The sequence below is a fragment of the Pseudomonas sp. AC229 genome (assembly GCF_979254655.1).
Genome location: NZ_CEEDHK010000013.1, coordinates 104,031 through 129,594, shown reverse-complemented (window position 1 = coordinate 129,594; position 25,564 = coordinate 104,031). Strand labels below are relative to the sequence as shown.

General features: G+C 61.8%; 26 protein-coding genes. 11 read left to right on the top strand and 15 right to left on the bottom strand.

Features of this window, described 5'->3' with window-relative positions:
• Window positions 1–44: 44 nt before the first annotated feature.
• Both AC0IW7_RS18590 and AC0IW7_RS18585 read left to right on the top strand, forming a co-directional pair.
• Window positions 45–353, top strand: a complete 309-nt coding sequence (locus AC0IW7_RS18590) for a DUF6482 family protein (protein ID WP_463381974.1) — start codon at window positions 45–47, stop codon at window positions 351–353.
• 107 nt (window positions 354–460) lie between these two features.
• A complete protein-coding gene (locus tag AC0IW7_RS18585; RefSeq protein ID WP_471819963.1) occupies window positions 461–1,006 on the top strand; it encodes a hypothetical protein in 546 nt (181 codons plus the stop codon).
• 49 nt (window positions 1,007–1,055) lie between these two features.
• Here the strand turns inward: AC0IW7_RS18585 and AC0IW7_RS18580 are convergent, their stop codons facing one another.
• On the bottom strand, window positions 1,056–1,691 hold the full coding sequence (locus AC0IW7_RS18580) for a hypothetical protein (protein ID WP_471819962.1): 636 nt from the start codon (window positions 1,689–1,691) through the stop codon (window positions 1,056–1,058).
• 224 nt (window positions 1,692–1,915) lie between these two features.
• On the opposite strand from AC0IW7_RS18580, the gene AC0IW7_RS18575 reads away from it, so the two are divergent.
• The 5 genes from AC0IW7_RS18575 (at window position 1,916) to AC0IW7_RS18555 (ending at window position 8,041) form a co-directional block, all read left to right on the top strand.
• Window positions 1,916–2,779 carry a LysR family transcriptional regulator gene (locus AC0IW7_RS18575; RefSeq protein ID WP_471819960.1) on the top strand — a complete coding sequence of 288 codons (864 nt, stop codon included), beginning with the start codon at window positions 1,916–1,918 and terminating at the stop codon, window positions 2,777–2,779.
• A 120-nt stretch (window positions 2,780–2,899) separates the two neighbouring features.
• On the top strand, window positions 2,900–3,955 hold the full coding sequence (locus AC0IW7_RS18570) for a putative 2-aminoethylphosphonate ABC transporter ATP-binding protein (protein ID WP_471819958.1): 1,056 nt from the start codon (window positions 2,900–2,902) through the stop codon (window positions 3,953–3,955).
• A complete protein-coding gene (locus AC0IW7_RS18565; RefSeq protein WP_471819956.1) occupies window positions 3,955–5,694 on the top strand; it encodes a putative 2-aminoethylphosphonate ABC transporter permease subunit in 1,740 nt (579 codons plus the stop codon). The genes AC0IW7_RS18570 and AC0IW7_RS18565 overlap by 1 nt, the downstream gene beginning before the upstream one ends.
• A gap of 39 nt (window positions 5,695–5,733) precedes the next feature.
• Window positions 5,734–6,753 (top strand): putative 2-aminoethylphosphonate ABC transporter substrate-binding protein, encoded by a 1,020-nt coding sequence (locus tag AC0IW7_RS18560; protein ID WP_471819955.1) that lies wholly within the window; start codon window positions 5,734–5,736, stop codon window positions 6,751–6,753.
• Window positions 6,754–6,889: 136 nt separating this feature from the next.
• On the top strand, window positions 6,890–8,041 hold the full coding sequence (locus tag AC0IW7_RS18555) for a TIGR03364 family FAD-dependent oxidoreductase (protein ID WP_471819954.1): 1,152 nt from the start codon (window positions 6,890–6,892) through the stop codon (window positions 8,039–8,041).
• A 6-nt stretch (window positions 8,042–8,047) separates the two neighbouring features.
• Here the strand turns inward: AC0IW7_RS18555 and AC0IW7_RS18550 are convergent, their stop codons facing one another.
• The 4 genes from AC0IW7_RS18550 to AC0IW7_RS18535 all read right to left on the bottom strand — a co-directional run bounded on the left by AC0IW7_RS18550 (window position 8,048) and on the right by AC0IW7_RS18535 (window position 12,305).
• Window positions 8,048–9,040 (bottom strand): alpha/beta fold hydrolase, encoded by a 993-nt coding sequence (locus AC0IW7_RS18550; RefSeq protein WP_471819953.1) that lies wholly within the window; start codon window positions 9,038–9,040, stop codon window positions 8,048–8,050.
• A gap of 93 nt (window positions 9,041–9,133) precedes the next feature.
• Window positions 9,134–9,685, bottom strand: a complete 552-nt coding sequence (locus AC0IW7_RS18545; RefSeq protein ID WP_471819951.1) for a DUF3237 domain-containing protein — start codon at window positions 9,683–9,685, stop codon at window positions 9,134–9,136.
• Between the two features lie 5 nt (window positions 9,686–9,690).
• Window positions 9,691–11,556: a CocE/NonD family hydrolase gene (locus AC0IW7_RS18540; RefSeq protein WP_471819950.1), complete on the bottom strand. Its 1,866-nt coding sequence runs from the start codon at window positions 11,554–11,556 to the stop codon at window positions 9,691–9,693.
• A 20-nt stretch (window positions 11,557–11,576) separates the two neighbouring features.
• Complete coding sequence (locus AC0IW7_RS18535) at window positions 11,577–12,305, bottom strand: TorF family putative porin (RefSeq protein ID WP_471819948.1); 729 nt, start codon at window positions 12,303–12,305, stop codon at window positions 11,577–11,579.
• 341 nt (window positions 12,306–12,646) lie between these two features.
• Here AC0IW7_RS18535 and AC0IW7_RS18530 point away from each other — a divergent pair, with 341 nt between their 5' ends.
• Window positions 12,647–13,987, top strand: a complete 1,341-nt coding sequence (locus AC0IW7_RS18530; RefSeq protein ID WP_471819946.1) for a pyridoxal phosphate-dependent decarboxylase family protein — start codon at window positions 12,647–12,649, stop codon at window positions 13,985–13,987.
• A 4-nt stretch (window positions 13,988–13,991) separates the two neighbouring features.
• Here the strand turns inward: AC0IW7_RS18530 and AC0IW7_RS18525 are convergent, their stop codons facing one another.
• Window positions 13,992–14,948 (bottom strand): AraC family transcriptional regulator ligand-binding domain-containing protein, encoded by a 957-nt coding sequence (locus tag AC0IW7_RS18525; protein WP_471819944.1) that lies wholly within the window; start codon window positions 14,946–14,948, stop codon window positions 13,992–13,994.
• Between the two features lie 77 nt (window positions 14,949–15,025).
• Here AC0IW7_RS18525 and AC0IW7_RS18520 point away from each other — a divergent pair, with 77 nt between their 5' ends.
• The gene (locus AC0IW7_RS18520; protein WP_471819942.1) at window positions 15,026–15,880 is read left to right on the top strand and encodes a sterol desaturase family protein; all 855 of its coding nucleotides are present in this window, start codon (window positions 15,026–15,028) and stop codon (window positions 15,878–15,880) included.
• A gap of 39 nt (window positions 15,881–15,919) precedes the next feature.
• Here the strand turns inward: AC0IW7_RS18520 and phnX are convergent, their stop codons facing one another.
• The 5 genes from phnX to phnD form a co-directional block, all read right to left on the bottom strand.
• Window positions 15,920–16,747 (bottom strand): phosphonoacetaldehyde hydrolase, encoded by an 828-nt coding sequence (phnX, locus tag AC0IW7_RS18515; protein WP_471819940.1) that lies wholly within the window; start codon window positions 16,745–16,747, stop codon window positions 15,920–15,922.
• A gap of 31 nt (window positions 16,748–16,778) precedes the next feature.
• Window positions 16,779–17,873, bottom strand: coding sequence for an iron-containing alcohol dehydrogenase PsrA (gene psrA / locus AC0IW7_RS18510; RefSeq protein ID WP_471819938.1), 1,095 nt, complete (start codon window positions 17,871–17,873; stop codon window positions 16,779–16,781).
• Window positions 17,874–17,953: 80 nt separating this feature from the next.
• Window positions 17,954–18,772 carry a phosphonate ABC transporter, permease protein PhnE gene (gene phnE / locus AC0IW7_RS18505; RefSeq protein ID WP_122492654.1) on the bottom strand — a complete coding sequence of 273 codons (819 nt, stop codon included), beginning with the start codon at window positions 18,770–18,772 and terminating at the stop codon, window positions 17,954–17,956.
• Window positions 18,773–18,800: 28 nt separating this feature from the next.
• Complete coding sequence (gene phnC / locus AC0IW7_RS18500) at window positions 18,801–19,586, bottom strand: phosphonate ABC transporter ATP-binding protein (protein WP_471819936.1); 786 nt, start codon at window positions 19,584–19,586, stop codon at window positions 18,801–18,803.
• Entirely contained in the window at window positions 19,583–20,449 is an 867-nt protein-coding gene (gene phnD / locus AC0IW7_RS18495; RefSeq protein WP_122492656.1) for a phosphonate ABC transporter substrate-binding protein, read from the bottom strand. The genes phnC and phnD overlap by 4 nt, the downstream gene beginning before the upstream one ends.
• Before the next feature lie 113 nt (window positions 20,450–20,562).
• On the opposite strand from phnD, the gene AC0IW7_RS18490 reads away from it, so the two are divergent.
• Window positions 20,563–21,429, top strand: a complete 867-nt coding sequence (locus tag AC0IW7_RS18490) for a LysR substrate-binding domain-containing protein (RefSeq protein WP_471819934.1) — start codon at window positions 20,563–20,565, stop codon at window positions 21,427–21,429.
• On the opposite strand, the gene AC0IW7_RS18485 is transcribed toward AC0IW7_RS18490, so the two are convergent.
• Window positions 21,411–22,448: an AraC family transcriptional regulator gene (locus AC0IW7_RS18485; RefSeq protein ID WP_471819932.1), complete on the bottom strand. Its 1,038-nt coding sequence runs from the start codon at window positions 22,446–22,448 to the stop codon at window positions 21,411–21,413. The genes AC0IW7_RS18490 and AC0IW7_RS18485 overlap by 19 nt on opposite strands.
• Before the next feature lie 131 nt (window positions 22,449–22,579).
• On the opposite strand from AC0IW7_RS18485, the gene AC0IW7_RS18480 reads away from it, so the two are divergent.
• Window positions 22,580–24,319, top strand: a complete 1,740-nt coding sequence (locus AC0IW7_RS18480) for an N-acyl-D-amino-acid deacylase family protein (RefSeq protein WP_471819931.1) — start codon at window positions 22,580–22,582, stop codon at window positions 24,317–24,319.
• Window positions 24,320–24,322: 3 nt separating this feature from the next.
• Here the strand turns inward: AC0IW7_RS18480 and AC0IW7_RS18475 are convergent, their stop codons facing one another.
• The 3 genes from AC0IW7_RS18475 to AC0IW7_RS18465 form a co-directional block, all read right to left on the bottom strand.
• On the bottom strand, window positions 24,323–24,646 hold the full coding sequence (locus AC0IW7_RS18475) for a helix-turn-helix domain-containing protein (RefSeq protein WP_122492660.1): 324 nt from the start codon (window positions 24,644–24,646) through the stop codon (window positions 24,323–24,325).
• Between the two features lie 144 nt (window positions 24,647–24,790).
• On the bottom strand, window positions 24,791–25,123 hold the full coding sequence (locus AC0IW7_RS18470) for an XRE family transcriptional regulator (protein WP_471819929.1): 333 nt from the start codon (window positions 25,121–25,123) through the stop codon (window positions 24,791–24,793).
• Window positions 25,116–25,481: a type II toxin-antitoxin system RelE/ParE family toxin gene (locus AC0IW7_RS18465; RefSeq protein WP_471819927.1), complete on the bottom strand. Its 366-nt coding sequence runs from the start codon at window positions 25,479–25,481 to the stop codon at window positions 25,116–25,118. The genes AC0IW7_RS18470 and AC0IW7_RS18465 overlap by 8 nt, the downstream gene beginning before the upstream one ends.
• Window positions 25,482–25,564 lie beyond the last annotated feature (83 nt).

The window sequence follows — 25,564 nt, the reverse complement described above, 5'->3', positions numbered from 1 at the left end:
AGGCAGAACACAGCGCCACTCGGTTCAAACGAAGGGAAGCGAACATGAACGTCAATGACGTCTACGAAAATGCCGCCACCGGCGATTTGCAAGCGCTCGAACTGATCTCCATCGAGGGCGGTATTTACTTGCTGCAAGCCCATGTCGAAGGGCGTGTGCATTCCATCAAAATGCCCGACGGCGCCATGCTGCGTTTACGCTCGGTGACCCATGCCCGCGAGCTGCTGCAGGGTTTGCCGATCACCGTGCCGTTTCATTTGGTGCACAGCGAAGTGCATACCGAAATGTGCGGGTTCAGCGAAGGTCCGCAAGAGCCACTGCGAGAGCGTATTTCCCTCGGTTCAGCGTGGTGAATGACGGCCGATCAACGATAGTGGCATTTTGGAAATAATCGTTGCCGGCCCCTACGCACCTGTTGATAATCACGGCCTCTCCACGCAACTACACAAGGAAAGTGCTCGTGAAAAAACTGCTGCTGTGCGTCCCCGTTTTTGCGCTGCTGCTTCAAGGCTGCGGTGTAAACATGACCCGCTACGAACCCAACTTCGACAACGTTCAGGTGCTGAAAAAAGACCTGCCGTTGCACGCTGTAACCGCCCCGCAAGTTACCGCCCCGTCTTCGCTCAGCAGCCTGTCGGTTCGGGCCAACCCGATCAAGTCGCCTAACGGCAATATTCCTCAACACATTCAGGCGGCCATTACCGAAGAGTTGCGCCTGGCCGGTCTGGTCGATGAAAAAGCCGACCGCAGCCTGGATGTCGTGTTGGTCACCAGTGAATTGGACGCCGGCATGGGCACCGGCTCCGGCAAGTTGGCGGCTCGCTTCACCGTCCACAAAGGCAGCGATGTGCTGTACGACGCCACCCAACAATCGAGCAGCACGTGGGAAAGCAGCTTCGTCGGTGCGGTCGCCGTTCCCGCCGCAGCCAATGCTTACAACCCGCTGGTTCGTGAGTTGCTGCACAACCTGTATAGCGACCCACTGTTCGTGCAAGCCCTTAAATAACGTTGCGCTGAACCGAAAAAAGAGCCACAGCTGTGGCTCTTTTTTTGCCTTACGCGCGTGGTTCGAAAGCTGACAGCGCGGAATATTGCAGGGTTTTGCTTTCTACCATGCGCTTGAGCAACGCGTTCACCTGGCGATTGAACGTGTCGCGAGCCGCCTCGTCCGGGGTATTGCCCATCATCGGAATGAACACCAAACCGATCCAGGTGTTCACCGCGTCCTGGTTGCTGGCATCGGTTAACTTCTGGCCGTTTGCATCCAGCGTTTCCAGAGTCATGGTAAAGCGGTCAGTGCCCATGGCCGGCATGACGCCGAAGGTAAAGCCGCTGAAAAATGCCCAAACCATCTGCCCGCCCGGCAATGGATGGTGATGCACTTTCAGGCGTAGACCGTAGTCACCGGGCTGCTTTTGAAACTCGTCGAACGTCACGCGGCCGAACAGACCGGAATCGGTAATGGTCTTTTCCAGCTGGGTTTTATAGACGTCGCGAACTTGCGGAACTTCAATCGCCGAAGGGTTGCTCGGTAACCCTTCGTAGTAGTCGAAATCGACATATACGTTGGGTTTGCTGGCGTAGCTCGCCATCGACGGTAACGTCACCGGGGCCACTTCATCCTTGGTAAAACTGGCGCAACCACTTAACGCCATTGCCAAAGCCAACCCCAGAATCTTTCCTTTGTGCATCGCAGCTTCCTTGTGTGTTTTAAACGCTCCAACGCCGGAGGCGCGCGCCCGATTCTAGAGGGCAGCCGCCGATGGTAAAAGGCCAGCTTGGAAAAAACCCTGGGGGCAGATTGGCCAATGTCGCGCACGCCCCGCCAACGCCCACAACCATCATCTAACCGTCATATTTTTTTCATACCGTTGCCGTCTCGTCATGTAGTCCCGACACCCAGCGGCCCCTCCCTATGCTTTGCAGCGAACTCAAATCCTTTCACATGGTGGCCCGCCTCGGCAGCATCACTCAGGCGGCGAAAAAGCTGGGGTTGAGCCAGCCAACGGTGACCACGCAAATCCGCCAACTGGAAGGCCAATACGGCGTCGAGCTGTTTTACCGTGGCGGCCGGCGTTTAACCTTGAGCGACGAAGGCGCACGCCTGCTGCCCATGGTGCAAACGCTGTTGCAGCAAGAGGCCGACATCGAGTTTTTCCTGCGCAATAGCGGGTCGGTTCAGGGCGCGTTGCGCATTGGCGCCACGGCGCCCTACTACGTGCTGGATCTGGTGCGCGGTTTCCGTGAGCAGTTCAGCCAGTGCACGGTCACGCTCACCATCGGCAACTCGCAGGAAGTGCTCGAAGCGCTGGAAGACTACCGCGTCGATCTCGCTGCCTCCTCGCAATTGGTGGAAGACGCGCGTCTGACGCGCCTGGTGCTGGGCCACGATCCCCTGGTGCTCGCCGTGCACCGCAGCCATCCCCTCGCAATGCACAACCGCGTGCCGTTGAGTGCACTGGCTGGCCATTGCCTGCTGATGCGCGAAGTTGGCTCGACCACGCGTCAGCTCAGCGAAAAGCTGTTGAACGAGGCTGGCGTGGCGCTGGGACCGCTACTTGAAATCGGCAGCCGTGAGTCCATCCGTGAAGCGGTGCTGCGCAACATTGGCATTAGCCTGATCGCGCGCCACGAAGTGCCTGATAACCCGCAGCTCAAAGTCGTTGAGCTCGAAGGTGCGCCGTTGATGGCCGAATATCTGTACTGCCTGAAAGAACGTCGCCAGGCGCGTTTGCCCGCTGCGTTTCTTAGCCTGGCGCGCAGCGGCGCCATCGAATAGCCCGCCCTACCCAAGAATGCCGATACCACTATCGGTAACTTTTGCCTCCCTGCCACAAAGCCTTCGCATGGTCTCTCTAGCATGAGCCTGGTCTAGCCCAATCGCGCTTCGAGGTTTCCGATGGCCACGCCCCACGCCGTGAGCATGAAAGTCCGCAACATCCATAAAGGCTTCGGCGCATTCAAGGCCCTGGATGGCATTTCGCTGGACATCGCAGCAGGCGAACTGGTGTGCCTGCTCGGCCCGTCGGGCTGCGGCAAAACCACCTTGCTGCGCTGCATTGCCGGCCTGGAGAAGCAGGACAGCGGCACCATCGTCATCGGCTCGCGCGACGTCTCCGAACTGCCGCCGCAAGCCCGCGACTACGGCATTGTGTTTCAGTCCTACGCGCTGTTCCCCAACCTCAGCGTTGAACAAAACATCGGCTACGGCCTGAACGGCAACAGCCGCGCCACCATCAAGGCGCGGGTTACGCAAATGTTGGAATTGGTCGGCCTTGCCGGCAGCGAAAAGAAGTACCCCGGCCAGCTCTCCGGCGGCCAGCAGCAACGCGTCGCCCTGGCGCGCGCGCTGGCACCGGCGCCGTCGTTGTTGCTGCTCGACGAGCCCATGTCGGCCTTGGATGCGCGGGTGCGTGAACACCTGTGCGGCGAGTTGCGCGAGCTGCAAAAACGCCTCGGCATCACCACGCTGATGGTCACTCACAATCAGGACGAAGCCATGCTCATGGCCGACCGTATCGCGGTGATCAACCAAGGTCGCGTTGAGCAATACGCCAGCGCCCAGGACATTTACCGCAGCCCCGCTACACCGTTCGTGGCCGAGTTTGTCGGCCAAGGCAACTGGCTGCCCTTCGAGCGCAGCCTGGACGGCCATGCCCAGGTCGGTGGCCTACACGTGCGCCTACCCGTTCGCTTGCCCGGTGAGTCGCGCGGGCGGCTGTTCTGTCGCCCCGAATCGGTGGTGGTCAACCCGCCGGTGCACGAAGACAACCTGTTCAGCGCGCACCTGCACGAGCTGACCTTTCTAGGCAATCGCTGCCGCCTGCGCTTTGAACTCGATGCCCTGCCCGGCCATTCGTTGCTCGCCGAAGTTGAGCCCGACGCCATGCCAAGGCTTACCGGTGCAGACATGTGGGTGGCGCTGCCGCCGCGCAGCCTGCAGGTGTTTGTGTGATGGAGGCCGAAACACCCGTTTCGGCTGGGAGCCAAGCGCGGCCGAATCCGCAGCTCAAGGACACGCTGGGCAGCAACGGCGTGATCGCCGACCGGCTGTTTATCAAGGGCGGGCAATGGCTGCTGTTGGCGCTGTTGCTGCTCACCGTGGTGTTTCCGCTGGCGGCCATGCTGTGGCGGGGCATTGCCGGTGATGCCAGCCAGGGCGGCGGTATGCAGGCGGCGATGACGTTAGTGAGCAGCGCCAACTTCCGCTGGTTGCTGGGCAACAGTTTGAAAGTCTCGCTCACCGTGGCGCTGATTGTGGTGCCGCTGGCCTACGCATTCGCCTACGCCTTGCAGCGCACCTGCATTCGCGCCAAGCCGCTGTGGCGCGGTATTTCGCTGCTGCCGTTGCTGGCGCCGTCGATGCTGCCCGGCATTGCGCTGATCTACCTGTTCGGCAACCAAGGCGTGTTGCGTGGGCTGTTGAGCGACAACATTTATGGCTTCTGGGGCATCGTCATTGGCCAGGCCATTTACACCTTTCCCCACGCGCTGATGGTGTTGCTATCGGCGTTGGCGCTCGCCGATGCACGCCTGTTCGACGCAGCGTCGAGCATGGGCGCCTCGCCGTGGCGGGCGTTTCGCAGCATCACCTGGTCGGGCAGTCGACAAGGCGTATTTGCCGCGCTGTGTCTGGTCTTCACCCTGTGCATTACCGATTTCGGCGTGCCCGTGGTGGTCGGTGGCGATTACCAAGTGTTGGCGCTGGAAGCTTACAAGGCGGTGGTGGGCCAACAGCAATTTGGCCGCGGCGCGTTGATCGGCATGGTGCTACTGCTGCCGGCGCTCTTGAGTTTCGCCGTCGATGTATGGCTACGCCGCCGCCAGCGCGACGCCATGGGCGGCCGGGCGCAGGTGTATCACCCGCGACCATCGCGCGGTCGCGACCTGGCGTTTCTCTGCACCACGGCGCTGATTTGCCTGGCCTTGCTCGGTGTATTCGGCATGGCCATTTATTCCTCGCTGGTGAAGTTCTGGCCGTACAACTTATCGCTGTCGCTGGACCACTACGCCTTCTCGGAACTGCCCGGCGGCTGGTTGGCGTATCGCAACAGTCTGGTGCTGGCAGGGTGCAGCGCGCTGTTTGGCAGCCTGGTGATTTTCACCGGTGCGTACTTGATCGAAAAAACCCGGCAAACCGCGCTGACGCAATTGTTGCGCTTGCTCAGCTTCGTGCCGATGGCGGTGCCAGGGTTGGTGTTCGGCCTGGGTTACGTGTTTTTCTTCAACCAGCCGAACAACCCACTGAGCGGTTTGTACGGCACGCTGACGTTGCTGGTGCTGTGCACCATCGCCCACTTTTTCACCACCGCGCAGATGACAGCCGCTGCTGCGCTGCGCCAACTCGACGGCGAATACGAAGCCGCTGCGCTGTCGTTGAAAGTGCCCCTGCTGCGCCATTTTTTCCGCGTGACGCTGCCGATCTGCCTGCCCGCCTTGCTCGACATCATTCGCTACCTGTTCGTGTCGGCGATGACCACGGTGTCGGCCGCCATTTTCCTCTACAGCCCCGACAGCGTGCTCGCCGCCGTGGCCGTGTTGAACATGGACGACGCCGGCAACGTCGGCGGTGCGGCGGCCATGTCCACCCTGATTCTGCTCACCTCGGCCGGCGTGTCGCTGCTGCTGGCTGGAGTTTCCCGTGGCCTGTTGCGCCGCTCCCAAGCCTGGCGTCAGCCAACGCCGGGCCTTTGAACAACCCCGTACAACCAACGCCAACCCAAGGAGCTTCACATGTTCAAACGCACCGCACTGGCCGCCGGCCTGCTCGCTGCCTGTGCATTTCACGCTCAAGCCAACACTGAGCTGACCGTGTACACCGCGCTCGAAGTGGAACAACTCAAGGCCTACAAAGAAGCCTTTGAAAAACAGAACCCGGACATTGAGATCAAATGGGTGCGCGACTCCACGGGCATCGTTACCGCCAAGTTGCTGGCCGAGAAAGAACGCCCGCAAGCCGACGCGGTATGGGGCCTGGCCGGTTCCAGCCTGGCGATTCTGAAACAGCAAGGCATGCTTGAAGCCTACGCACCGGCCAACCTCGACAAAATCGGCAGCAACTACCGCGACACCGCCAACCCGCCGTCGTGGGTGGGCATGGACGTGTGGGCCGCCACCATTTGCTTCAACACCGTGGAAGCGGAAAAGCAGGGCCTGCCCAAACCGACCAAATGGGAAGACCTGACGAACCCCGTCTACAAAGACAAAATCGTCATGCCTAACCCGGCCTCCTCCGGCACCGGCTACCTCGACGTCAGCGCCTGGCTGCAAACCTTCGGCGAAGCCCAGGGCTGGGCCTACATGGACAAACTGCACGCCAACATCGGGCAGTACACCCATTCCGGTTCCAAACCTTGCAAGCTCGCCGCCGCCGGCGAATTCCCGATTGGTATTTCCTTTGAATACCCAGCCGTACAGCTCAAGCGCAAAGGCGCGCCGCTGGACATCGTGCTGCCCAAGGAAGGTCTGGGTTGGGAAATTGAAGCCACCGGCATCATCAAAGGCACCGCCCACCTGGCCGCCGCTAAAAAGCTCGCCGACTTCTCCGCCAGCCGCGAAGCGATGGATTTGTACAAGGCCAACTTTGCCGTACTCGCCCAGCCGGGCATTGCCGAACGCTTCCAGGAACTGCCGGCCGATTACGAACAGCGCCTGATCAAGAACGACTTCAACTGGGCCTCGGAAAACCGCGACAAAATTCTCGCCGAGTGGCGCAAACGCTACGACGGCAAATCCGAACCGCTGCCCCAATAACCCGCCGCTATCACCGCCCCGCCCTTGTAGGAGCGAGCGTGCTCGCGAATTGCCCACGCCGTTATTTGCGAAACCGCGTGGCCTTTTTCGCGAACAAGCTCGCTCCTACGGGTCGGTGGAATACAGGAGTCAACACATGTCTGAACACGACTGCGATCTGCTGATCGTCGGCGCCGGCATTCTAGGTCTCGCCCACGCCTGGGCAGGCGCTAAGCGTGGCCTCAAGGTCAAGGTATTCGAACGCAGCCATACGCCGCTGGGGGCCTCGATCCGCAACTTCGGCCAGGCGCTGGTGAGCGGTCAGCCGCCCGGCATCATGCTCAATTTGGCGCGACAGTCGCGCGGGCTGTGGGCAGAGTTGGGCCAGGCTGCCGGGCTGACGCTGCACCAGCAAGGTTCGTTGTGGTTTGCCCGCACCGAGACCGAAGAAGCATTACTGGAAGCCTTCGTAAACGGGCGCGGTGACGAGCTGGGTTATCGCACCGAACTGCTGCGCGGCGAGGCGTTGAATGCGCTGTATGACGGCAGTTTCAGTCATCACCGTGCGGCCTTGCATGGCCTCGACGATCAACAGCTTTATTCGCGCGAAGCGCTGCCGCAAATCGTCGACTACCTGCACAGTGAACTGGGCGTGGCCTTCCATTTCTCAACGCTGGTGCGCGATGTGCAATCCGGCCACGCCGACACCACGGCCGGACGTTTTCGCGCGCGGCATATTCTGGTGTGCGCCGGCCACGACTACCAAACACTGCTGGCTGACCACTTGGCTCGCTTGCAACCGAAGGTGTGCCGTCTGCAAATGCTCAGGGCTCGTCCCGCGAAACCCTTGGCGCTCAAGCACGCGGTACTCACCGGGCTCAGTTGCGCTCATTACGGCGCGTTCTCAGACTTGCCTGAAGCCGATGCCATTCGCGCGCAAATCCGCCGCGACCAACCCGAACTGGAAACCCTGGGCATTCACCTGCTCATCAGCCCAACGCCCTATGGCGAGCTGATTATTGGCGACTCCCACGACTACGGCAGCGACGCCTCGCCGTTCAACGCCGAGAGCACCGACCGCATCATGCTTGAGCTGGCTGAACACACCTTGGGCATGGGCGTTGAAGTGCTGGAACGCTGGCAAGGCGTTTATGGCGCGCGCGGGCCAGGCCCGTTCAGCATTACCCGCGCTGCCGACGGCGTCACGGCGGTGTTGATGCACACCGGCGTGGGCATGAGCGTAGGGCTGGGCCTGGGCGAACGCACCCTCGCCGCCGTGCTGGGCGAAGGGGCGTGGCCGACGGCGTAGCGGTTTTTACAGCTTCAGCTGCTCGACCAGTTTCTGATTGAACCCCACCGGATCCTCCATCTGCGGCGCGTGGCCCTGGCCCGGAAATTCCACCAGCTTCGCGCCCGGAATCATGGCGGTGACCTGCTTGCCCAGCACGCTGTAGCGACCCAGCTTGGCTTTCAGTTCCGGGCTGGCGATGTCGCTGCCGATGGCGGTGGTGTCGGCATCGCCGATCATCAGCACGGTCGGAACCTTGAGGTTGGGGAACTCGTAGAACACCGGCTGGGTGAAAATCATGTCGTAGATCAGCGCCGAGTTCCATGCCACGCGCTGTTTGCCCGGGCCGTTGCTGAGGCCGGCGAGCATGTCGACCCAGCGGTCGTACTCGGGTTTCCAGCGTCCGGCGTAATAGGTGTTCTGCTCGTACTTGCGAATGCCTTCGGCGGTGACCTTCAGCTCGCGTTCGTACCATTGGTCAACACTGCGCCATGGCACGCCCAGGGCTTTCCAATCTTCCAGGCCGATGGGGTTAACCATGACCAATTTGTCAGTTTGCTGCGGATACAACAGCGCATAGCGCGTGGCCAACATGCCGCCGGTGGAGTGGCCAATGATGCTGGCCTTGCTCACGCCAAGCTTGTTCAGCAAGGCATGGGTATTAGCCGCCAACTGATGAAAGCTGTACTGGTAATTTTCAGGTTTGGTCGAGGTGCAGAAGCCGACCTGATCCGGCACCACCACGCGGTATCCCGCCGCGCTCAGCGCCTTGATGCTGTCTTGCCAGGTGGCGCCGCAAAAGTTCTTACCGTGCATTAACACGGCGGTACGGCCGTTGGCTTTGCCGGTGGGCGCGACGTCCATGTAGCCCATGTCCAGCGCCTGATGTTGCGACTCGAAGGTAAAGCGTTGAACCGGATACGGGTAGTCGAAACCCTCCAGTTGCTGGCCGTATTCGGGGGCGGCGCTGGCCAGCAGTGGCGCGGCGCACAGCAGCGCCAGGCATGAGCGTTTGAACATGAATAATCCTCCAAAAGCTCAAAGCCTAGCCGCCGCCGACCGCTCTGGCACAGCCCTTTCAGGTCTCCAATCTATACAGGATGTTATTAACCATTAGGCGCCGTCGACGCGGTACACCCCGATCAGTACCTCGTCTTCGCTGACGTCATCGATGGTGCCGACGAACACGTAATCGCTCAGCCACGAATAGGCGCCGGGCTGGGTTTTGAAGCTCGGTGTGGTGCGGCAGTAATAGTCGGTTTCGAGCAATTGCTGACCTTTGGCCTGCTTGGCCAAACCCTCGGCGTTGGGCCGCCAGATACCCGGGTTGTGGATGATGATTATTTGCCCGTCATCGGTTTTCAGGCGGTACAGCGCTTCGATCAGGGTCACGCCATCGGCGCGCTCCACTGACATATCGGCGCCGCCGGGCACCACGGTGCCCTTCATGCCTTTGCCGACAAACGTGCCACCGATAATGGGGTAGTTGATGCGGTGGCCGTCAGCGCCTTTGCCCATGTCTTCCTCGGGGCCGAGCTTGACGTGAATCTGCATCACCAACTCGTTGGTCACGCGGTTGGCCTTGGGTTCGTTCAGTTCATCAGCCTGGACGCTGGCGAGGCCCAGCAGTGAAGCGGCGAGCAATACGGTGCGAACTCTGTTCATGGTGGTTAATCCTCAGCGAAGGGTGACTGGAGCGGGTCGGGACGGCATGGCTGTTTGAGCAGGCTGTTGCAGGCCGGTTGCGGCACCGGCACGTTCACGCCTTGCAACTCGCCCAGCACCAGCTGCGACGGGTGCTCGGCGTCGTGCAGCAATTTGCTGCGCGCTGCCAGGGCGTAGGTGTCGAAGCCATAGCCGCCGGTACGGCCGGGGGCGTCGATCCAGATGCGCAGTCGCGAACCGGCGCGGAAGGTGTGGGAGAACGGCCGCAACTCCACGCGGCCCAGCACCGGCTCATCGGGTTCCAGCGGCATCAGGCTGTCGGGCGTGTCGAGCAACCATGGGCGCACAGCGGTGGATTTTTGCGGGTCCAGCGCGCGAGCCGACAAGCGCAGCCAGCCGCGCTGCACATACACTTCCTGGCCGTCGGGCAGCAGTTGCGTCAGCGTCACTTGCACGTCCATGTCCGGGCCTAATGGCGTGGCCAGCCACAGGTCGGCGCTGCCTGGGCCGTAGGTCACCAGGTCGCGGCTCAGCGGTGCGCTGGTGTAGGCCAGGCTGCCTTCTTTCCAGCCGTGCTTGAGTTCGCCCCAGGCGTTATCGACCTCGTAGGTGTTCACGTCCGGGCCGGCGACTGGGTAGTTGTATTCATCGGGCTCGCCGCTGGCTTTGCCGCCTTCGACGAGCGTGCGGTTGGCGCCCAGGGCGAAGCTCAGCGGTTTGACGGCCACCGGGAAACGCTCGCGGGTGATGGTCCAGCCAGGCTTGGCCGGCTCGTTGAGGCCATGCAGGTCATTGACGGAGCCGGTACTGCTGGTTTCTTGCCATATCTCCACGTGCGGCAGTTTGTCGAAGCCGTTATCCAGCCCCTTCACAAAGTGATCGAAAAACGCCTGCAGCTGTTTGCGGAAATGGGTCGACTCATACAAGTCGTGCGGGCCGTTGGTTTGCACCAGCCACAGTTGCTCGGGATCAAGCGTTTCCTGGTAATAGCCTTCACGCGCCATCACGGCTTCGTCTTGCCAGGCCTGCATGGACAGCACCGGCACCTGAATGCGCTGAGTGCGATCACGAATGCTGCGTTGCGCAGTCCAGGCGTCACGCTGCGGATGGCGGATGATCTGGTAAGTCAGCGCGTGCTTTTTTACATCCACTTCGTTTTGTGCCACTTGCTTGAGGCAGCGTTGGTCTTGCTCGCTTAGCGCGCTGGCTTTGACGGCCGCCCAGCGCTGGCTCAAATACCAATGCCAGCCCGTGACGAATTCCGGTGCCGGCACGCCGCCGGGCGCCCAACTGTCGCTGCGCGCATCGCCCATGGCCATGCCGGGTGCGATGGCTTTGAGGCCGGCCGGACGCTCGGACGCGGTCATCAATTGCGACATGCCCGCCCACGACCAACCAAACATGCCGACACGGCCATTGGACCAGCCTTGGCTGGCAGCAAACTCGACTGCTGCGCGACCGTCTTTGCCGTAATCCGGGCCGAGAAAATCGAAGGTGCCTTGCGAGCAGCCGGTGCCCCGCGCTTGCACGCCCATGATGGCGTAGCCCTGTTCAACCAGTTGTTTGTCGAGGTCGACGGAGAAGGTTTCGTCGTCAGCCAGATAGGCCGAGCCGCCGATGCTGCCGCTGTCGTATCCGCTGTAGCGCACCAGCACCGGAAACGTGCCCTCGCCCTTGGGCAGCAACACCGAATAGCGCAACTCGGTGCCGTCTGGTGCGGCCAGGTAACCGGTGAGGCGTTTGCCCCAGAACGGTTGCCAGGTGCGCGTCGGGGCGCTGCTGACATCCTGGCCTGGTACATCCTGGGCCGCGTGGGCGCCAAGGGAAAATAGCAACGCCCAGGCGGCGAGCATGAAGTGTTTTGGGTTCATCGATTAATACCTGAAAGGGATCAGAAACGCTTCGCCACCTGGGCGACCACCGTGGCCGAGCACACATCGTCGAAGCCGTTTACCGAGGCACATTCGGCCTGCGACAAATCGGTGTCGATGTACGCCACACGCCAGTCAACACCGAACAGCGTTTTGCTCAGCCCCACTTCCCAGTCGTAGTAGCTATGGCGCGTGGAACCGTCGCTGGAAACCCAGACCTCGTCTTTGGCGTCGCTGTAGCCGTAGCGCAGATCCAGCGCGGCTTCGTAGGGCAGATCGACCGTGTAACCGAGCCACATCACGCTGCGGTCATCGTCGAACGGTTTCACCTCGTTGGTGTACTTGATGCCGAAGGTCGCGCCATAGGCGCCGAACGTGCCGATCCACTCGCCATAGTTAAATTCGCTGTCCTTGGGGTAGTCGTACTCGACGTACATCAGGTTGACGTTCAACTGCTCGCTGAAGTCGTGGGCGAAGCCGACGTAATAGTCGTACTCGCGGCGGGTGTCGGTGCCGAAGTCGACGTTGGAACTAAACATGCCGGCATACGCGCCGCTGCTGTGGGTCAGGGTGACATCCGTCCATAGCGCCGGGTCGCCGGCGGTTTGCGAGATGCCGCCGGTGCGGTAGTCGCTAAGCGCGGTAAGCGTCAGGCCCAAGGAGAAATCTTCGTTGAGTTCAACGGCGTGCGCCGGCAGCGCGAGGCAGCAAAGCAGGCCGGCGGCGAGGCCCAGTGGCGTTCGGGTCATGCGGTTCCGCTCCATTTTTATGATTGTTGAATGGCAGAAGTGCAGGAAAGGCATTGGTTAGTGATGTTATCTGGTTGCCGAATACCCCGGTAACCGTCGATGCCATTTTTGAGCCACGAACCGCGCTTTATCTATCCACTTTGCGAAAACCGCCCCGCACCGCAACGGTGCAACAAGTTATTACTTATAACTATATTTTCGGCCAACTGTGCTGCACACAGTGAAAATCGCGCGACCACTGCTGCGCTGAGGAAGTACGCGGCTGTACGGCTGCTTCGCTGCGGCGTCGGTGAATACTTCCTGCACCGCGCCACTGCCGCGCACCAACGCCTGGAAGACGTATGAACGAAGTCGAACTACTCGCCGACGCCGATGCGCGCGGCCTGAATTACACCGCCAGCCTGGCCACGCGCCGGGTGTACCCGGATGCCGAGGCACTGGCCGGCCTGGCTGCCTTTGACGAGCCATTGCCCGCGCTCGGGCTGCCCGCCGCACAAACATTGCAGTTACTGGATGAGCGCGGTTCCGCAGCGACCGTGGTGTCCAACGGGCCGCGCTATTTCGGTTTCGTGATCGGTGCGTCGTTGCCGGTGGCGGCGGCCGCCGAGCGCCTGATGCTGGCCTGGGACCAATGCGCCTCGACCTTCGACAACGCCCCCGTGGCCGCCACGGTGGAAGCCACGGCCGCGCGCTGGGTGCTGGAGGCGCTGGATCTGCCGCGTGACAGCGCCGTGGGTTTCGGCACCAGCGCCACCGCCTGCACGCTCAGTTGCCTGGCCGCTGCACGTCGTTCGCTGTTGGCGCGCCACGGCTGGGACTTCGACCGCGACGGGTTGATCGGCGCGCCGGAAATCAAAGTGGTGGCGTCTGAACTTGCGCATATCACCGTGAAAAAAGCCCTGCGCGTGCTGGGCTTTGGCAGCGCGAAGATCATCTACGCGCCGGTTAACGCCCTCGGCCAGGTCGACCCAGAGCGCTTACCGGCGCTGGATGCGCACACCATCGTTTGCCTGCAAGCCGGCGAGGTGAACACCGGCGAGTTCGACCCCTTCGCCCAACTGATTCCCAAGGCACATGCAGCCGGCGCCTGGGTGCATGTCGACGGCGCCTTCGGCCTGTGGGCACGCGCCTCTGCCTTGGCGCCGCTCACGGCGGGCATCGAACAGGCGGACAGCTGGACCACCGATGCGCATAAATGGCTGAACACGCCCTACGACTGCGCCATGGCCATCTGCCGCGATGCCGACGCGCTCGCCAGCGCCATGAACAGCGACGCCGCCTACTCCAGCGCCAGCGCCGACGCGCAGAAAAACCTCACCCTGGAATTTTCCCGGCGAGCGCGTGGCATTCCGGTGTGGGCGGCATTGCGCAGCCTGGGCAAACAGGGCGTGGCCCAGCAAGTGGAACGCCATTGCCGTCAGGCCCAGCGGGTCGCCGAGGGCTTGCGCGCGGCAGGCTTCGAGGTGCTTAACCGCGTGGTGCTCAATCAGGTGCTGTTTCGTGCGCACAGCGATGCGCAAACCATCGCCACCCGCGAGGCGGTGCAAGCGTCAGGGCAAGCGTGGTTCGGCGGCACCGTGTGGCAAGGCCGCCCGGCCTTGCGCATCAGTGTGTCGTCGTGGCGTACCGGCGATGGCGATATCGAGGCGCTGATCGATCTGGTGGCGCGCCTCAACGCCTGATCGGCTATTCGCTGCGCCAGCGCTTGCGCGCGTGCAGGTAGGCGCTGAGGTCGCTGTAGCCGAGTTGCGCGGCAATGTCGGCGCGGCTTTCGCCTTGCAGTTCGAGGGTTTGCTCAAGGTCGGCGCGCACCAGGTCGAGCAACTGGCGGAAGGTCATGCCTTCGTCGTCCAGGCGTCTGCGTAACGTGCGCGGGCTTTGATGCAGCAGCTCGGCCTGGCTGTCGAGGCTCGGCGTTTGGCCACGGGCAAAGCTGTGACGAATGCTCTGCGCCACCTTCCCCGCCCAACCGCTGAGCTGTTGCTGGCGTGCCAGGCAGCGATCCAATTCGGCACACAACACGGCGAGCATGCCGGGATGGCGGTTGCGCATCGGGAGCGCCAGGCTGGCCGCGCTGAAGTACAGGCGGTTATGGCCGCAACCGAAGCTGACGGGCTCGCCAAACCAGGCCGCATATTCTGCGTGATAGGCCGGGCGCGGGTGCGCCAATTGCACCCGAGTCGGCAGCACGCGCTGGCCCGCGCCTTCGCTGCACACTGTCAGGGCCATGACGAAATAGTGTTCCACCAGATAACGCGCCAGATTCGCCGGCGCGTCGATGGTCACCTGTACACCAATGCCATTGGCGTCTTCCACGCGCGTCAGGCGATCCATGTCCGAAGCCAAGCCGGCATAGCGCACCCAGTTGTGGGTGGCCTGCGAAACGGTGTCCGCGTACTGCGCCATCAAGGCAATCACATGGCGGTCTTGCGAACTGAACAGGCCAAACAAGTGCAAGCCAACTGCCGGGTTATGGCGCGCGGCTTCGTCCCATAACTGTTCCAGTGCCAGGGCGCTGTAGTCGGCTTTGGCGGGGCGCTTGCTGTTGAGAAACCGCTCCAGCACGCCGCCTAACGGGCCACGGTGAAAGCGTTGGCCGGGGGCGTGCGGCGCATTGGCCAGTTCGGTCAGTTTTCTGTCCATTTCGCGCCTGTTGTCAGGTGAGGCCATGGTTTCTCATAGGGTGGCACTGCCCGTTCCGGGCCAGACGAAAGATTGCCATGGATATAACAATGACCGCCAATAACCCTATCGCCGTCGTCGCCGCCATCTTCTTTGTGTTTATCGCCCTGGAGCTGGCCTTCGCCTGTTTTCGCCAACCCGCCGGCAGCCGCCGTGATGTGCTGATCGAGTGGATCGGTTCGAGCTTGCTGCTGGGCGTCACCTTTCCGCTGGTGATGTTCTTAAGCGCCGCCCTGCTCAGCCACACCGCGCCGCAGTTAAAAGACAGTCTGGCCAACCTGCCCTGGTGGGCCGGCTTCGGCTTGTTTCTGCTGTTCGATGACATGACCCAATACTGGTGGCATCGCCTCACTCACCGGGTGCCGTTTCTGTATGCACTGCACCGCGCCCACCATTCGGCGCCGTACATGAGCATTCGCATCGTGTACCGCAACAACAGTTTCTATTACCTGCTGATGCCGGGTTTGTGGTTGTCGGGAATGCTGATCTACATGGGCCTGGCGCCGGTGTATTACCCGTACCTGGTGCTCAAGATGCTGGTGATTTTCGGCGCCCACAGCAGCGTGCTTTGGGATGCCAAGCTCTACGAGATAAAAGCGCTGCGCCCGCTGATGTGGTTGCTGGAGCGCACCATTTCCACGCCCTCCACCCACTCGGCCCACCACGGCCTGAACGCCAACGACGGCGTGACCCACTACAAGGGCAACTTTGGCAACTTGCTGTTCCTGTGGGACGTGCTGTTCGGCACCGCCAAGATCACCCGCCGCCGTCCAGAGGCCTACGGCATCGAAGACCTCAATCCAGTGTCGTGGCAGGAAGAACTGTTCTGGCCGGTGGTGCGCAAACCCCAGGCCAGCCCTCAGCAAACGCCTGACAAAACCTTGGCTCAGTAAGCCGCGGTCGCCAGCCGTTCGCCGTGAGCGGCGGACGGCTTAGCTGCTCTGCGGCATTTCACCGTTGGCCAAGCGACGGTTGATATCCGCCACCACTTCCGGCAGCTCGGCGATGGTGTCGATGATGTAGTGCGGCCGGCTGGGCGCGAACAGCTCACCGATGCGTTGGCGCTGGGCGTCCAGCTCGTCGGCAGGCAAGGCTTGGTACTGCGCATACGTCAGGCCCAGGGCATTGCCGGAACAACTGAGCGCCACGGTCCACATACCGGCACTGCGGCCTTCAAGAATGCCCGGCCAGGTGTCGTCCACTTTCACGCACGCGGCGACGTCATTGATGCCCAAGGCGATGACGTTGGCCAGCGCCTGCGCCGGGTGCGGGCGGCCGTTGGGTACTTCATCGGTGGCCACAACATGGTCGGGCACAAAGCCATTCTGGCGCGCCAGCTCCACCACTTTTTCCATCACCACGGCTGGGTAACCGGAGCACGAGCCAATGGCCAGACCCGCTTTGCGCAAGTGCGCGACGGTTTCCAGCGCGCCAGGAATCAAGGCTGAGTGCAGGCCGATTTTCTCGATTTGCAGTGGCATGAAACGCTCGTAGATAGCGGTAACGTCGTCGTCCGTGGGGCGCTTGCCCAACGCGCGGACGAAGCGCTCGGCGATCGCCGGTTGGTCGCACAGGGTGCGGATGTGGTCCCACTTGCCCATGCCCATTGGGCCGCGCGCTTCCTCCAGCGATACCTGCACGCCGAATTCGGCGAAGGCCTCAACAAAGATTTGCGTCGGCGCGAACGAGCCGAAGTCGACCACGGTGCCGGCCCAGTCGAGGACCACGGCGGCGAGTTGACGAGGCGATTGGTAGTGCATGGTAGATCTCCGGTGTCGGGTGAAATAAGGCTCAGCTCAGCGCAGCCGAGCCGATGAAGTTCTGCCCACGGGCGCCTTTGCTGGCGGCCTCCAGCAGGGTTTTGGCTTGTTCGTCGCTGACGCCGTAATCGGCAAAGTCGGTTTTTACCGACAGGCTGTGCAAAAAGCGCCGCAAGCGCGCCTGGGCGCTGGGCAGGTCAGGGCCAAAAATGCGTTGCAAGGTGCGGTCGCGCTCGGCGTCCTGGCCCCAGGCCAGGCCCAGCACCAGCGGCAAGGTGAACGAGCAGGCGATGCCGTGTGGCAACCCGTGTTGCAGCGTCATTTCGTAGGAAATGGAATGGGCCAGCGCGGTCTTGGTGTTGGAAAACGCCATGCCGGCTTTCAGCGCCGCCAGCGCCATGCGCGAGCGCAACTCGCGATTGCCCAGGTCGTTTTGCAGCGCCGGCAAGCACTCAAGAATGTCTTCAATGGCGGCGATGGCGAAGGTGTCGGAAAGCGGATTGGCGTTGCGATTCCAGATGGCTTCCAGCGCATGGGACAAGGCATCCAGGCCGGTGGAAACCGTCACGCTGGCCGGCACACTGACCATCAACTGCGGGTCGATCAGCGCCACGCTGGGCCAGGTGCACGGCAGGTGCAGGGAATATTTCTTCTGCGCGCCAGCATCCCAGATCGTCGCCCATGGCGTGACTTCGCTGCCGGTGCCGGCGGTGGTCGGCACGGCAATCAGGCGCTTGCTGCGCGCCGGTTCGAACGGTTGACCACTGGCCAACAGCGCCAGCAACTCATCAAAGCGCCCTTGCTCGGTGCCGACGATCAGCGCCTTGGCGGTGTCGATGGCGCTGCCACCGCCCACGGCAATCACCGTTTCGCAGTGACCCGCTTGTTGCCAGAAGCGCTCGTACACCTGACGCAGTTGCGCCACGTCCGGATTGGGCTGCACGTCTTCCACCACATACACCAGGCGCTCGCCCAGCAGCGCCTGAATACGGGCCAATACGCCCAGCTGGCGAGCCTCGGGAAAAATCACCAAGGCCACGGTCTGCCCTTCGGTAAGGCCGGAGAGCAGCTCGATACTGCCCCAGCCAAAGCGGGTGTCGACCGGGTTATGGAAGCGCGAAACCATACAAACTCCTGAAGGTGATGAAGTTGGCGGCAAAGCACCGCCCTGCCCGACCTGCGCCGGGCGGAAAAAAGGGCTAACGATCAGTGACTGGCGCCGCGCTGGATGGCGTTGCGCAGGCGGCTGGACAGGGTGTCGGCGGCGACCACCATGACGGTGATGACGATGATGCAGGTGGCCGTTTCCGGGTACTTGAACAGCTTGAGGCTGCTGACCAGCTCAAAGCCCAGACCGCCGGCGCCGACCATGCCCAGCACCGTGGCCGAACGCAGATTCACCTCGAAGCGATACAGCACCACGGCGATCCAGGCGGTGACGACTTGCGGAAGTACGCCGAACACGATGATCTGCAACGGCCGCGCACCCGTGGCCTGCAACGCCTCGATCGGGCCTTGGTCGATTTCCTCAATGCTTTCGGCGAAAAACTTGCCGAGCATGCCGACGCCATGCACCGCCAACGCCAGCACCCCAGGGAATGGCCCAAGGCCCACTGCGGAGACAAAAATCAACGCCAGAATCAGCTCGTTAATGCTGCGCGTAATGTTCAAAAACTGGCGAGTGAGGTGATACAGCACCGGATTGCGGCTGAGGTTGCGCGCCGCCAGAAACGAGATCGGCACCGCCAACACCACGCCCAGCAGCGTGCCCCACAACGCGATTTGCAGGGTCTCCAGGGCGGGCGCCCAAAGACGCGGCAAAATGCTCAAGTCCGGCGGAAAAGTACGGCCAAGAAAGTCGCCGATTTGCGGCAAACCGGCGGCCAGTTCGGCCACGCTCAGTTGCGCGCCTTCGGCGCTCCAGTTCAGCACCAGCACGGCGACCAACACCATCGCGGCGGTGACCAACCAGCCGCGCGCGTTTTGCGGCGTATCGACGGTCCACTGGTATTTACGTGCCTGCATGGCGTCGCTCCGGTTAGTTGGCATACGGTCAATTGGCATAACGCACACGCAGGGCTTCGCCAGCCGATTCGGCCGGGTGCTCGGGCTCCTGGCCCGGGTAGATGCGGTGCAGATCGGCGTCGGTCATGCCGTGCGGACACCCGTCGTACACCATGCGGCCATGGGCCAGGCCGACGATGCGGTCGCCAAATTCGCGGGCGTAATCCACTTGGTGCAGGTTGCACACCACGGTAATGCCCAGTTCACGGGTCGCGTCGCGCAGGTATTGCAGCACCAGGCGCGCGGTTTTCGGGTCGAGGCTGGCCACCGGTTCGTCGGCCAAAATCACTTGCGGTCGCTGAGCCAGGGCACGGGCAATGCCGACGCGCTGCATTTGCCCGCCCGACAACGCATCACAGCGCTGCTGCGCTTTGTGCGCCAACTCGACCCGTTGCAAACACTGCATGGCCAGGTCGATGTCTTCGCGGCGAAATAGCTGCAGCACCGAAGCCAGGGTCGATACCGCGCCCAGGCGTCCGGTCAGTACGTTTTTCAGCACCGACAACCTCGGCACCACGTTGTGGTGTTGAAAAATCATCGCTACTTGCTGGCGCAAGGCGCGGGTGTCGCGACAGGTGACGGCGTCCATGCCGGCCACGCTCAGCTCGCCGGCATCGGCCTGAACCAGGCGATTCATGCAGCGCAACAAGGTCGATTTGCCGGCGCCCGACTGGCCGAGAATCACCACGAACTCGCCGGCCTGAATCTCCAGGTCTATGCCACGCAGCACGGCATTGCTGCCGTACTGCTTGGTCAATTGGCGGGCGCGGATCATTTCATGCCCTTGAGGTCGAGGTTCAGCACCTTGGCGGTCTCACGCACCACGTTGTAGGCGGCGTCGTCGGTTTTCTGGAAACCGTCCAATTGCCCCTGGTCACCCCATGGCACGTCTTTCATCGACGCCAACGCTGCTGCGACTTTCTGCTTGAGCGCTGGGTCCAGAGCCTTGCGCCAGACCATCGGCGATTCGGGAATCGGTTGCGACGTCCAGACCACTTGGAAGTCTTCGTTCTTGACGATGCCCTTGGCTACCGCGCCTGCGAGAATGCGGTCAGCAACGGCAGCGGCGTCGACCTTGTTGTTGGCCACGGCGAGGATGCTGGCGTCGTGCGAGCCGGAGAAAATTACCCGGGAGAACAGTTTTTCCGGGTCGTAACCGGCTTTTTCCAAACCGGCCTTGGGAAACAAATGGCCCGAGGCCGAGCTTGGGTCGACGAAGGCAAACGTGTGGCCTTTGAGGTCGGCCAGGTCGTTAATGCCGCTGCCTTTGCGCGCCAGAATCAAACTCTTGTAGGCGCTCTGCCCGGTCTTTTTGGTGACCGCTACGGCGAAGGCTTCCACGTCGGCCACCGAGGCCGCCAACACATACGAGAACGGGCCGAGGTAAGCGACGTCCAGCTTGCCGGCGCGCAGGGCTTCGATAATGCCGTTGTAGTCGGTGGCCACGAACGGCTCGACCGGCATGCCCAGTTGTTTCTCCAGCCCTTCGAGCACCTGTTTGCTGCTCTCGATCATGGCTTGGGAGTCTTCGGACGGAATCAAACCGATGGTCAGCTTTTCAGCCGCCTGGGCATTTGCGCCGAGCAACGGCAGCAACGCAAACCCGGCAATACGCAACAGCGAAGCGATAGAAGTCATGGCATTTCCAGCACGTGTGGTTGGGAAGTGAGCACAGGCTAGAAGCGTCACGTGACAGTCATACGATCAATTCAATATGGGTTTTTCCCGCTAACTATTGATGGAGGCTATGGATGTCTACCGCTCGAATTCGCGCGTTTCTGGCTGTGGCGCGGCACGGCAGTTTCAGCGCGGGCGCCCGCGCGCTGGGGCTGAGCCAGCCGACGCTGACCACCCAGGTGCAACAACTGGAGCGCCAATACGACGTCGAGCTGTTTCACCGCAAGGGGCGGCGCATTGAATTGTCCGCTGTTGGCCAGCAGTTGCTGCCCATCGCTCAACGCATGGCGCTGTTGGAACTGGAAGCGAACAACCTGCTGCATGACTCGGGCCGCCTGGACAGCGGCCAGTTGAAGCTGGGCGCGGTGGGGCCATTCCATGTAATCGAGATGGTCGACCACTATCGCCAGCGATACCCGCGCATCGACGTGTCGATTCGAGTCGGCAACTCGGCGCAGGTGCTGGCCGATCTGGAGCAATACGCCACCGACATTGCCGTGCTCGCCGGCCGCCACGACGACCCCAGCTTGAGCGCGGTGCATTACGCCCGCCACGCCATCATTCTGTTCGTGCACCACACCCACCCCTTCGCCCAGCGCGAAAGCGTGCCGTTGCAGCTACTTGAAGACCAGCCGCTGCTGCAGCGCGAAACCGGCTCGACCACCCGTTCGGCCCTGGAGCGCGCGCTTGCCGACGCCGGCGTCACGCCGCGCAAGGCCATGGAAATCGGCAGCCGTGAAGCGCTGCGCGAAGCGGTGGTGCGGGGCATCGGTATTGGCACGGTGTCTGAGGCCGAATTTATTCCCGACCCGCGCCTGCATGCGCTGCGTATCGAGGGCGATCCGGTGTTTACCGAAACCTATGTGTATTGCCTGGCGGAACGGCGCAGCAGCCGGTTGATTTCGTCGTTCTTCGACGCGATTCAACGCGCACCGACATAAGCCACCCGCACCGCACGATGCTGCTCACGCCACTGCGAGGGCGCCATGCCGTGATGGGATTTAAAGGCGCGGGAGAAGGCGGCCAAATCGTTGTAGCCCAGGGCATCAGCGAGCCGCGTGAGGTCCATGGTCGAGGCGTGCAAGTGCCAACTGGCCAGCTGCATTTTCACCGCCAGCACCAACTGCTTGAAGCTCAGCTGCTCGCTGCGCAAGCGGCGCTGCAAGGTACGCGGATGCAGGCCGAGCAAGGCGGCAATGTGGTCGAGCGTATGCAAATGCAGGCCGACGGTTTGGGTAATGAGGGTGCGCACCTGCATTTCCAGGTTGCTGTCCAGATCGTTCACCAGCTCGCGCAAGTAAGTGTTGATTCGCGCCTGTGCCTGGGTGGATAAAGGTTTCACCGGCAGCGCCATGATGCTTTCGGCAAATACCAGGCAATCGCGCTCCTGGTTGAACAGCACCTCGCAGCCAAAGTGCTGGCGGTAGGTTTTCACCGCCGCCACCGGGCTATGGCTGAACTCCACACGCAACGGCCGCACATCGCCGCCGGCACAGATTTCCCGCGCCAGGCGCGCGCACGCGGCGACCGCCATTTCCCGGTATTGCTGGGCGTGTTCGGCGCCATAGAAATGCTCGATGCGCTGCACATACACGCGCCCGCCGTGCTGCTGCAATCGCCAATGCTCGGCCTTGTTGTGCAAGGCGATATAACGCTGCGCGGCCGCAAAAGCCGCCTGCACATTGGGCTCGGCGCACAGCAAGGTGCCGAGCAAGCCCAACATGCTGATGCCTTGATGACTGGCGACGCGCAGGCCCAGATCCGGGCAACCCAAGCGCTCGGCAGCGGTGGCCAGCAGGTGAATGACCTGCTCGCTGCCAATCAGCCGATCGGCTTCGCGCAGCTGCGTCACGCTCAGCCCAACGTCGGCCAGCAGCGACGCCAGATCACCGCCCAACGCGGCCACTTCCTCTTCGAAGCCAAGCAAGCTGGCGCTGCGCAATTCATAACGGATGGTCATCGGCGGCTCCCGCAACGGAGAAAAGACGATGCCGAAATTGTCGTGTTATGACAAGGAAACGTGCATTCGGCGCCCTACTCTCGCATCACCACTTCCCCCTAAAACTACAAAAACAAGCAACGAGGTGATCCATGTTTGTCTACGACATCGTGATTCAGGGCGGCCGCTATTTCGACGGCACCGGCGCACCGTCAGCCATTCGCAGCGTGGCGGTGAAGGACGGCAAAGTGGTGGCCGTCAGTGCCACGCCGTTTGACGAAAGCCTCGCTGAACGCGTGATTGCCGCCCACGGCAAATGGGTGACGCCGGGCTTTATTGACAGCCACACCCACTACGATGCCGAACTGATCGTGGCGCCGAGCCTCAGCGAGTCGGTGCGCCACGGCGTGACCACCGTGCTGGTGGGCAGTTGTTCGCTGAGCATGGTCTGCTCCGCGCCGGAAGATGCTTCAGACATTTTCACCCGCGTAGAAACGGTGCCGCGCGACAAGGTGCTGCCGATTCTGCGCGCGCACAAAACCTGGACCACGCCGCGCCAATGGGTCGAGTTCATGGGCACGCTGCCATTGGGGCCAAACGTGGTGAGCTTTCTTGGTCATAGCGACTTGCGCGTGGCCGTGATGGGTTTGCACCGTGCCACCGATCGTCAGGTGCGGCCCAGTGAAGCGGAAATGAAGGAGATGGAACGGGTAATGGAAGAGGCGCTGGATGTCGGCTTTCTCGGCCTGTCCACCATGAGCCTGAAGTGGGACAAAATTGACGGCGACCGCGAATGGTCGAAAAGCCTGCCCAGCACTTACGCGCACTGGAGCGAAATTCGCCGCCTGAATGCTTTGCTGCGCCAGCGCGGCCGCGTTCATCAGGGCGCGCCGAACGCGGCCAACCCCTTGCAAGTGTTGCAGTACCTCGGCCAAGCCATGGGAGTGCTGCGCAAACCGCTGAAGACCACGCTGATTTCCATGCTCGATCTCAAGGGCAACAAGACCATCGCGCCCATGGCACGGCTGTCGGCCTGGTTCACCAATTTAATGGGCGGCGACTTCCGTTGGCAGCTCTTGCCAACGCCTTTCAAAATCTACGCAGACGGCATAGACGTGGTGCTCTTTGAGGAATTCGGTGCCGGCGAAATGGCGCTGAATCTTAAAGACGCCGTGGCGCGCAACGCACTGCTGGAAGATGAAAGTTATCGCCGCACCTTTCGCAAGTTCTACGCCGAGAAACTCTCGCCGCGTGTGTGGCAACGCGACTTCGGCGACGCGGTGATTCTCGACTGCCCGGACGAAAAACTGATCGGCCGTAACTTCGCCGACGTGGCCGTAGAGCGCGGCCTGCATGTGGTCGACTTGTTCCTCGACATGGTGGTGGCCTACGGCACGCAACTGCGCTGGTTCACCGTGATCGGCAATCACCGCAAAGACGTGCTGCGCAAGATGGTCTGCAACCCGAACACGCTCATCACCTTTTCTGACGCGGGCGCCCACCTGCGCAACATGGCGTTCTACAACCTGCCGCTGCGTTTGTTGAAACTGGTGCAGGAGAGTCACAACGAAGGCCGGCCGATCATGGCCGTCGAGCAGGCCATTCACCGACTGACTGGCGAACAGGCGGACTGGTTAGGTATCGATGCCGGACGTATCCGCGAAGGCGACCGTGCCGATATCGTGGTGCTCGACCCCCACGGGTTGCAGCAGGATCTGGAAAATGAAACCTGGGATGACATGCAAGGCTTCGGGATTCAGCGCATGGTCTGCCGCAATCCGGGTTGCGTGTCCCATGTGCTCATAAATGGCCGGCTGGCGGTGGATGACGAAGCGGTGGTAGCGCAATTGGGAACTGCGCCGGGTTACGGGCAATTCCTGGGAGCGCGCTGATAGTCAGCCAAACGACAGGTTCGACTCATCGGGTTGATAGGCCTCGTTTTCCAAGTCGATGAAATTGCTTAGCCGCACCGCGCCTTCGGGGAAGCGCACGATCACTTGCAACTGGCCACCCATGGCCTCGATATGCTGGCGCAACGTAGCCAGGTAAATGTCGGTGTAACGCTCCATTTTGTTCACGGCCGCCGGGGGCAGCCCGAGGTTTTTCGTCAGTGACTGCTGCGACTGGCCAATGGCGAGCATCACTTTGGCCGTGGCCTCGGCGCGTGCCTGGGAGGGCGGCAGCAGCTTGGTTCTGCGGGTGGAATACTTGCTGGTCATGAAGCGGGCTCGAGGCGAAATGAATTGATCGGCGAGCCTAGCCCATCGCCCTAGGCCAACATGAGTGCACGCGGACGGTAGTGAGGTGGGAACACTGCCCCCGTCGTGTATGAACTGGCCTCATTCATACGAGACGTCTCCGGGTTACGGCTGGTTAAGCGCCCCGTCATCGAGGTCAGCGAAGTTGCTGATGCGCACGGCGCCTTCGGGAAATCGCGCAATCACTTCCAACTGTCCGCCCATGGCCTCGATGTGGTTGCGCAGGGTGGAAATGTACATGTCAGTGCGCCGCTCCATTTTCGCGATGGAGGGCTGCTGAACATTCAACAGCTCGGCGAGCGACTGTTGGGACAACCCGCGCGCCTGGCGCAATTCGTGTAGCGGCATTTGCGCGAGCATTTCGCGCGTTTTCGCCTCGGCGCGAGCGCGCGCCTCGGGCGTCATGTTTTTACGCAGCTCTGAGTATTTGTTAGCCATGTATTGCGGTCTCCTTTTTCACCGTGAGCAGGTGCTTGTCGTAAAGCCGATCCGCCAGCGGAATGTTCGTGGCGTACCAGCGGTTATCACCTGTTTTGTCGCCGCCAACCAAGAGGATGACGCACCGCCTGGGATCAAATGCATACAAGCTGCGCAGTGGCCTGCCGCCTTGTTGGGTACGCATTTCGCGCATGTGTTTGTGGCGCGAGCCCGACACACCGCTGCTATGGGGGAAGCCCAGAAACGGCCCGCACTCAACCAGTAAACCGATCGAAGCGTCCAACGACTCCTGCTGCTTTTGCGACAACCCCTGCCACCACGCGCCGAATTCATCCGTGTATTCAACATCCCAAGCCATGGCGACTTTCCACCTTAATTTATATTCCGTCAATGGAATATTTTCTATTGAGTAAACCGTGCCATTGAGCCTGGACAACCGCA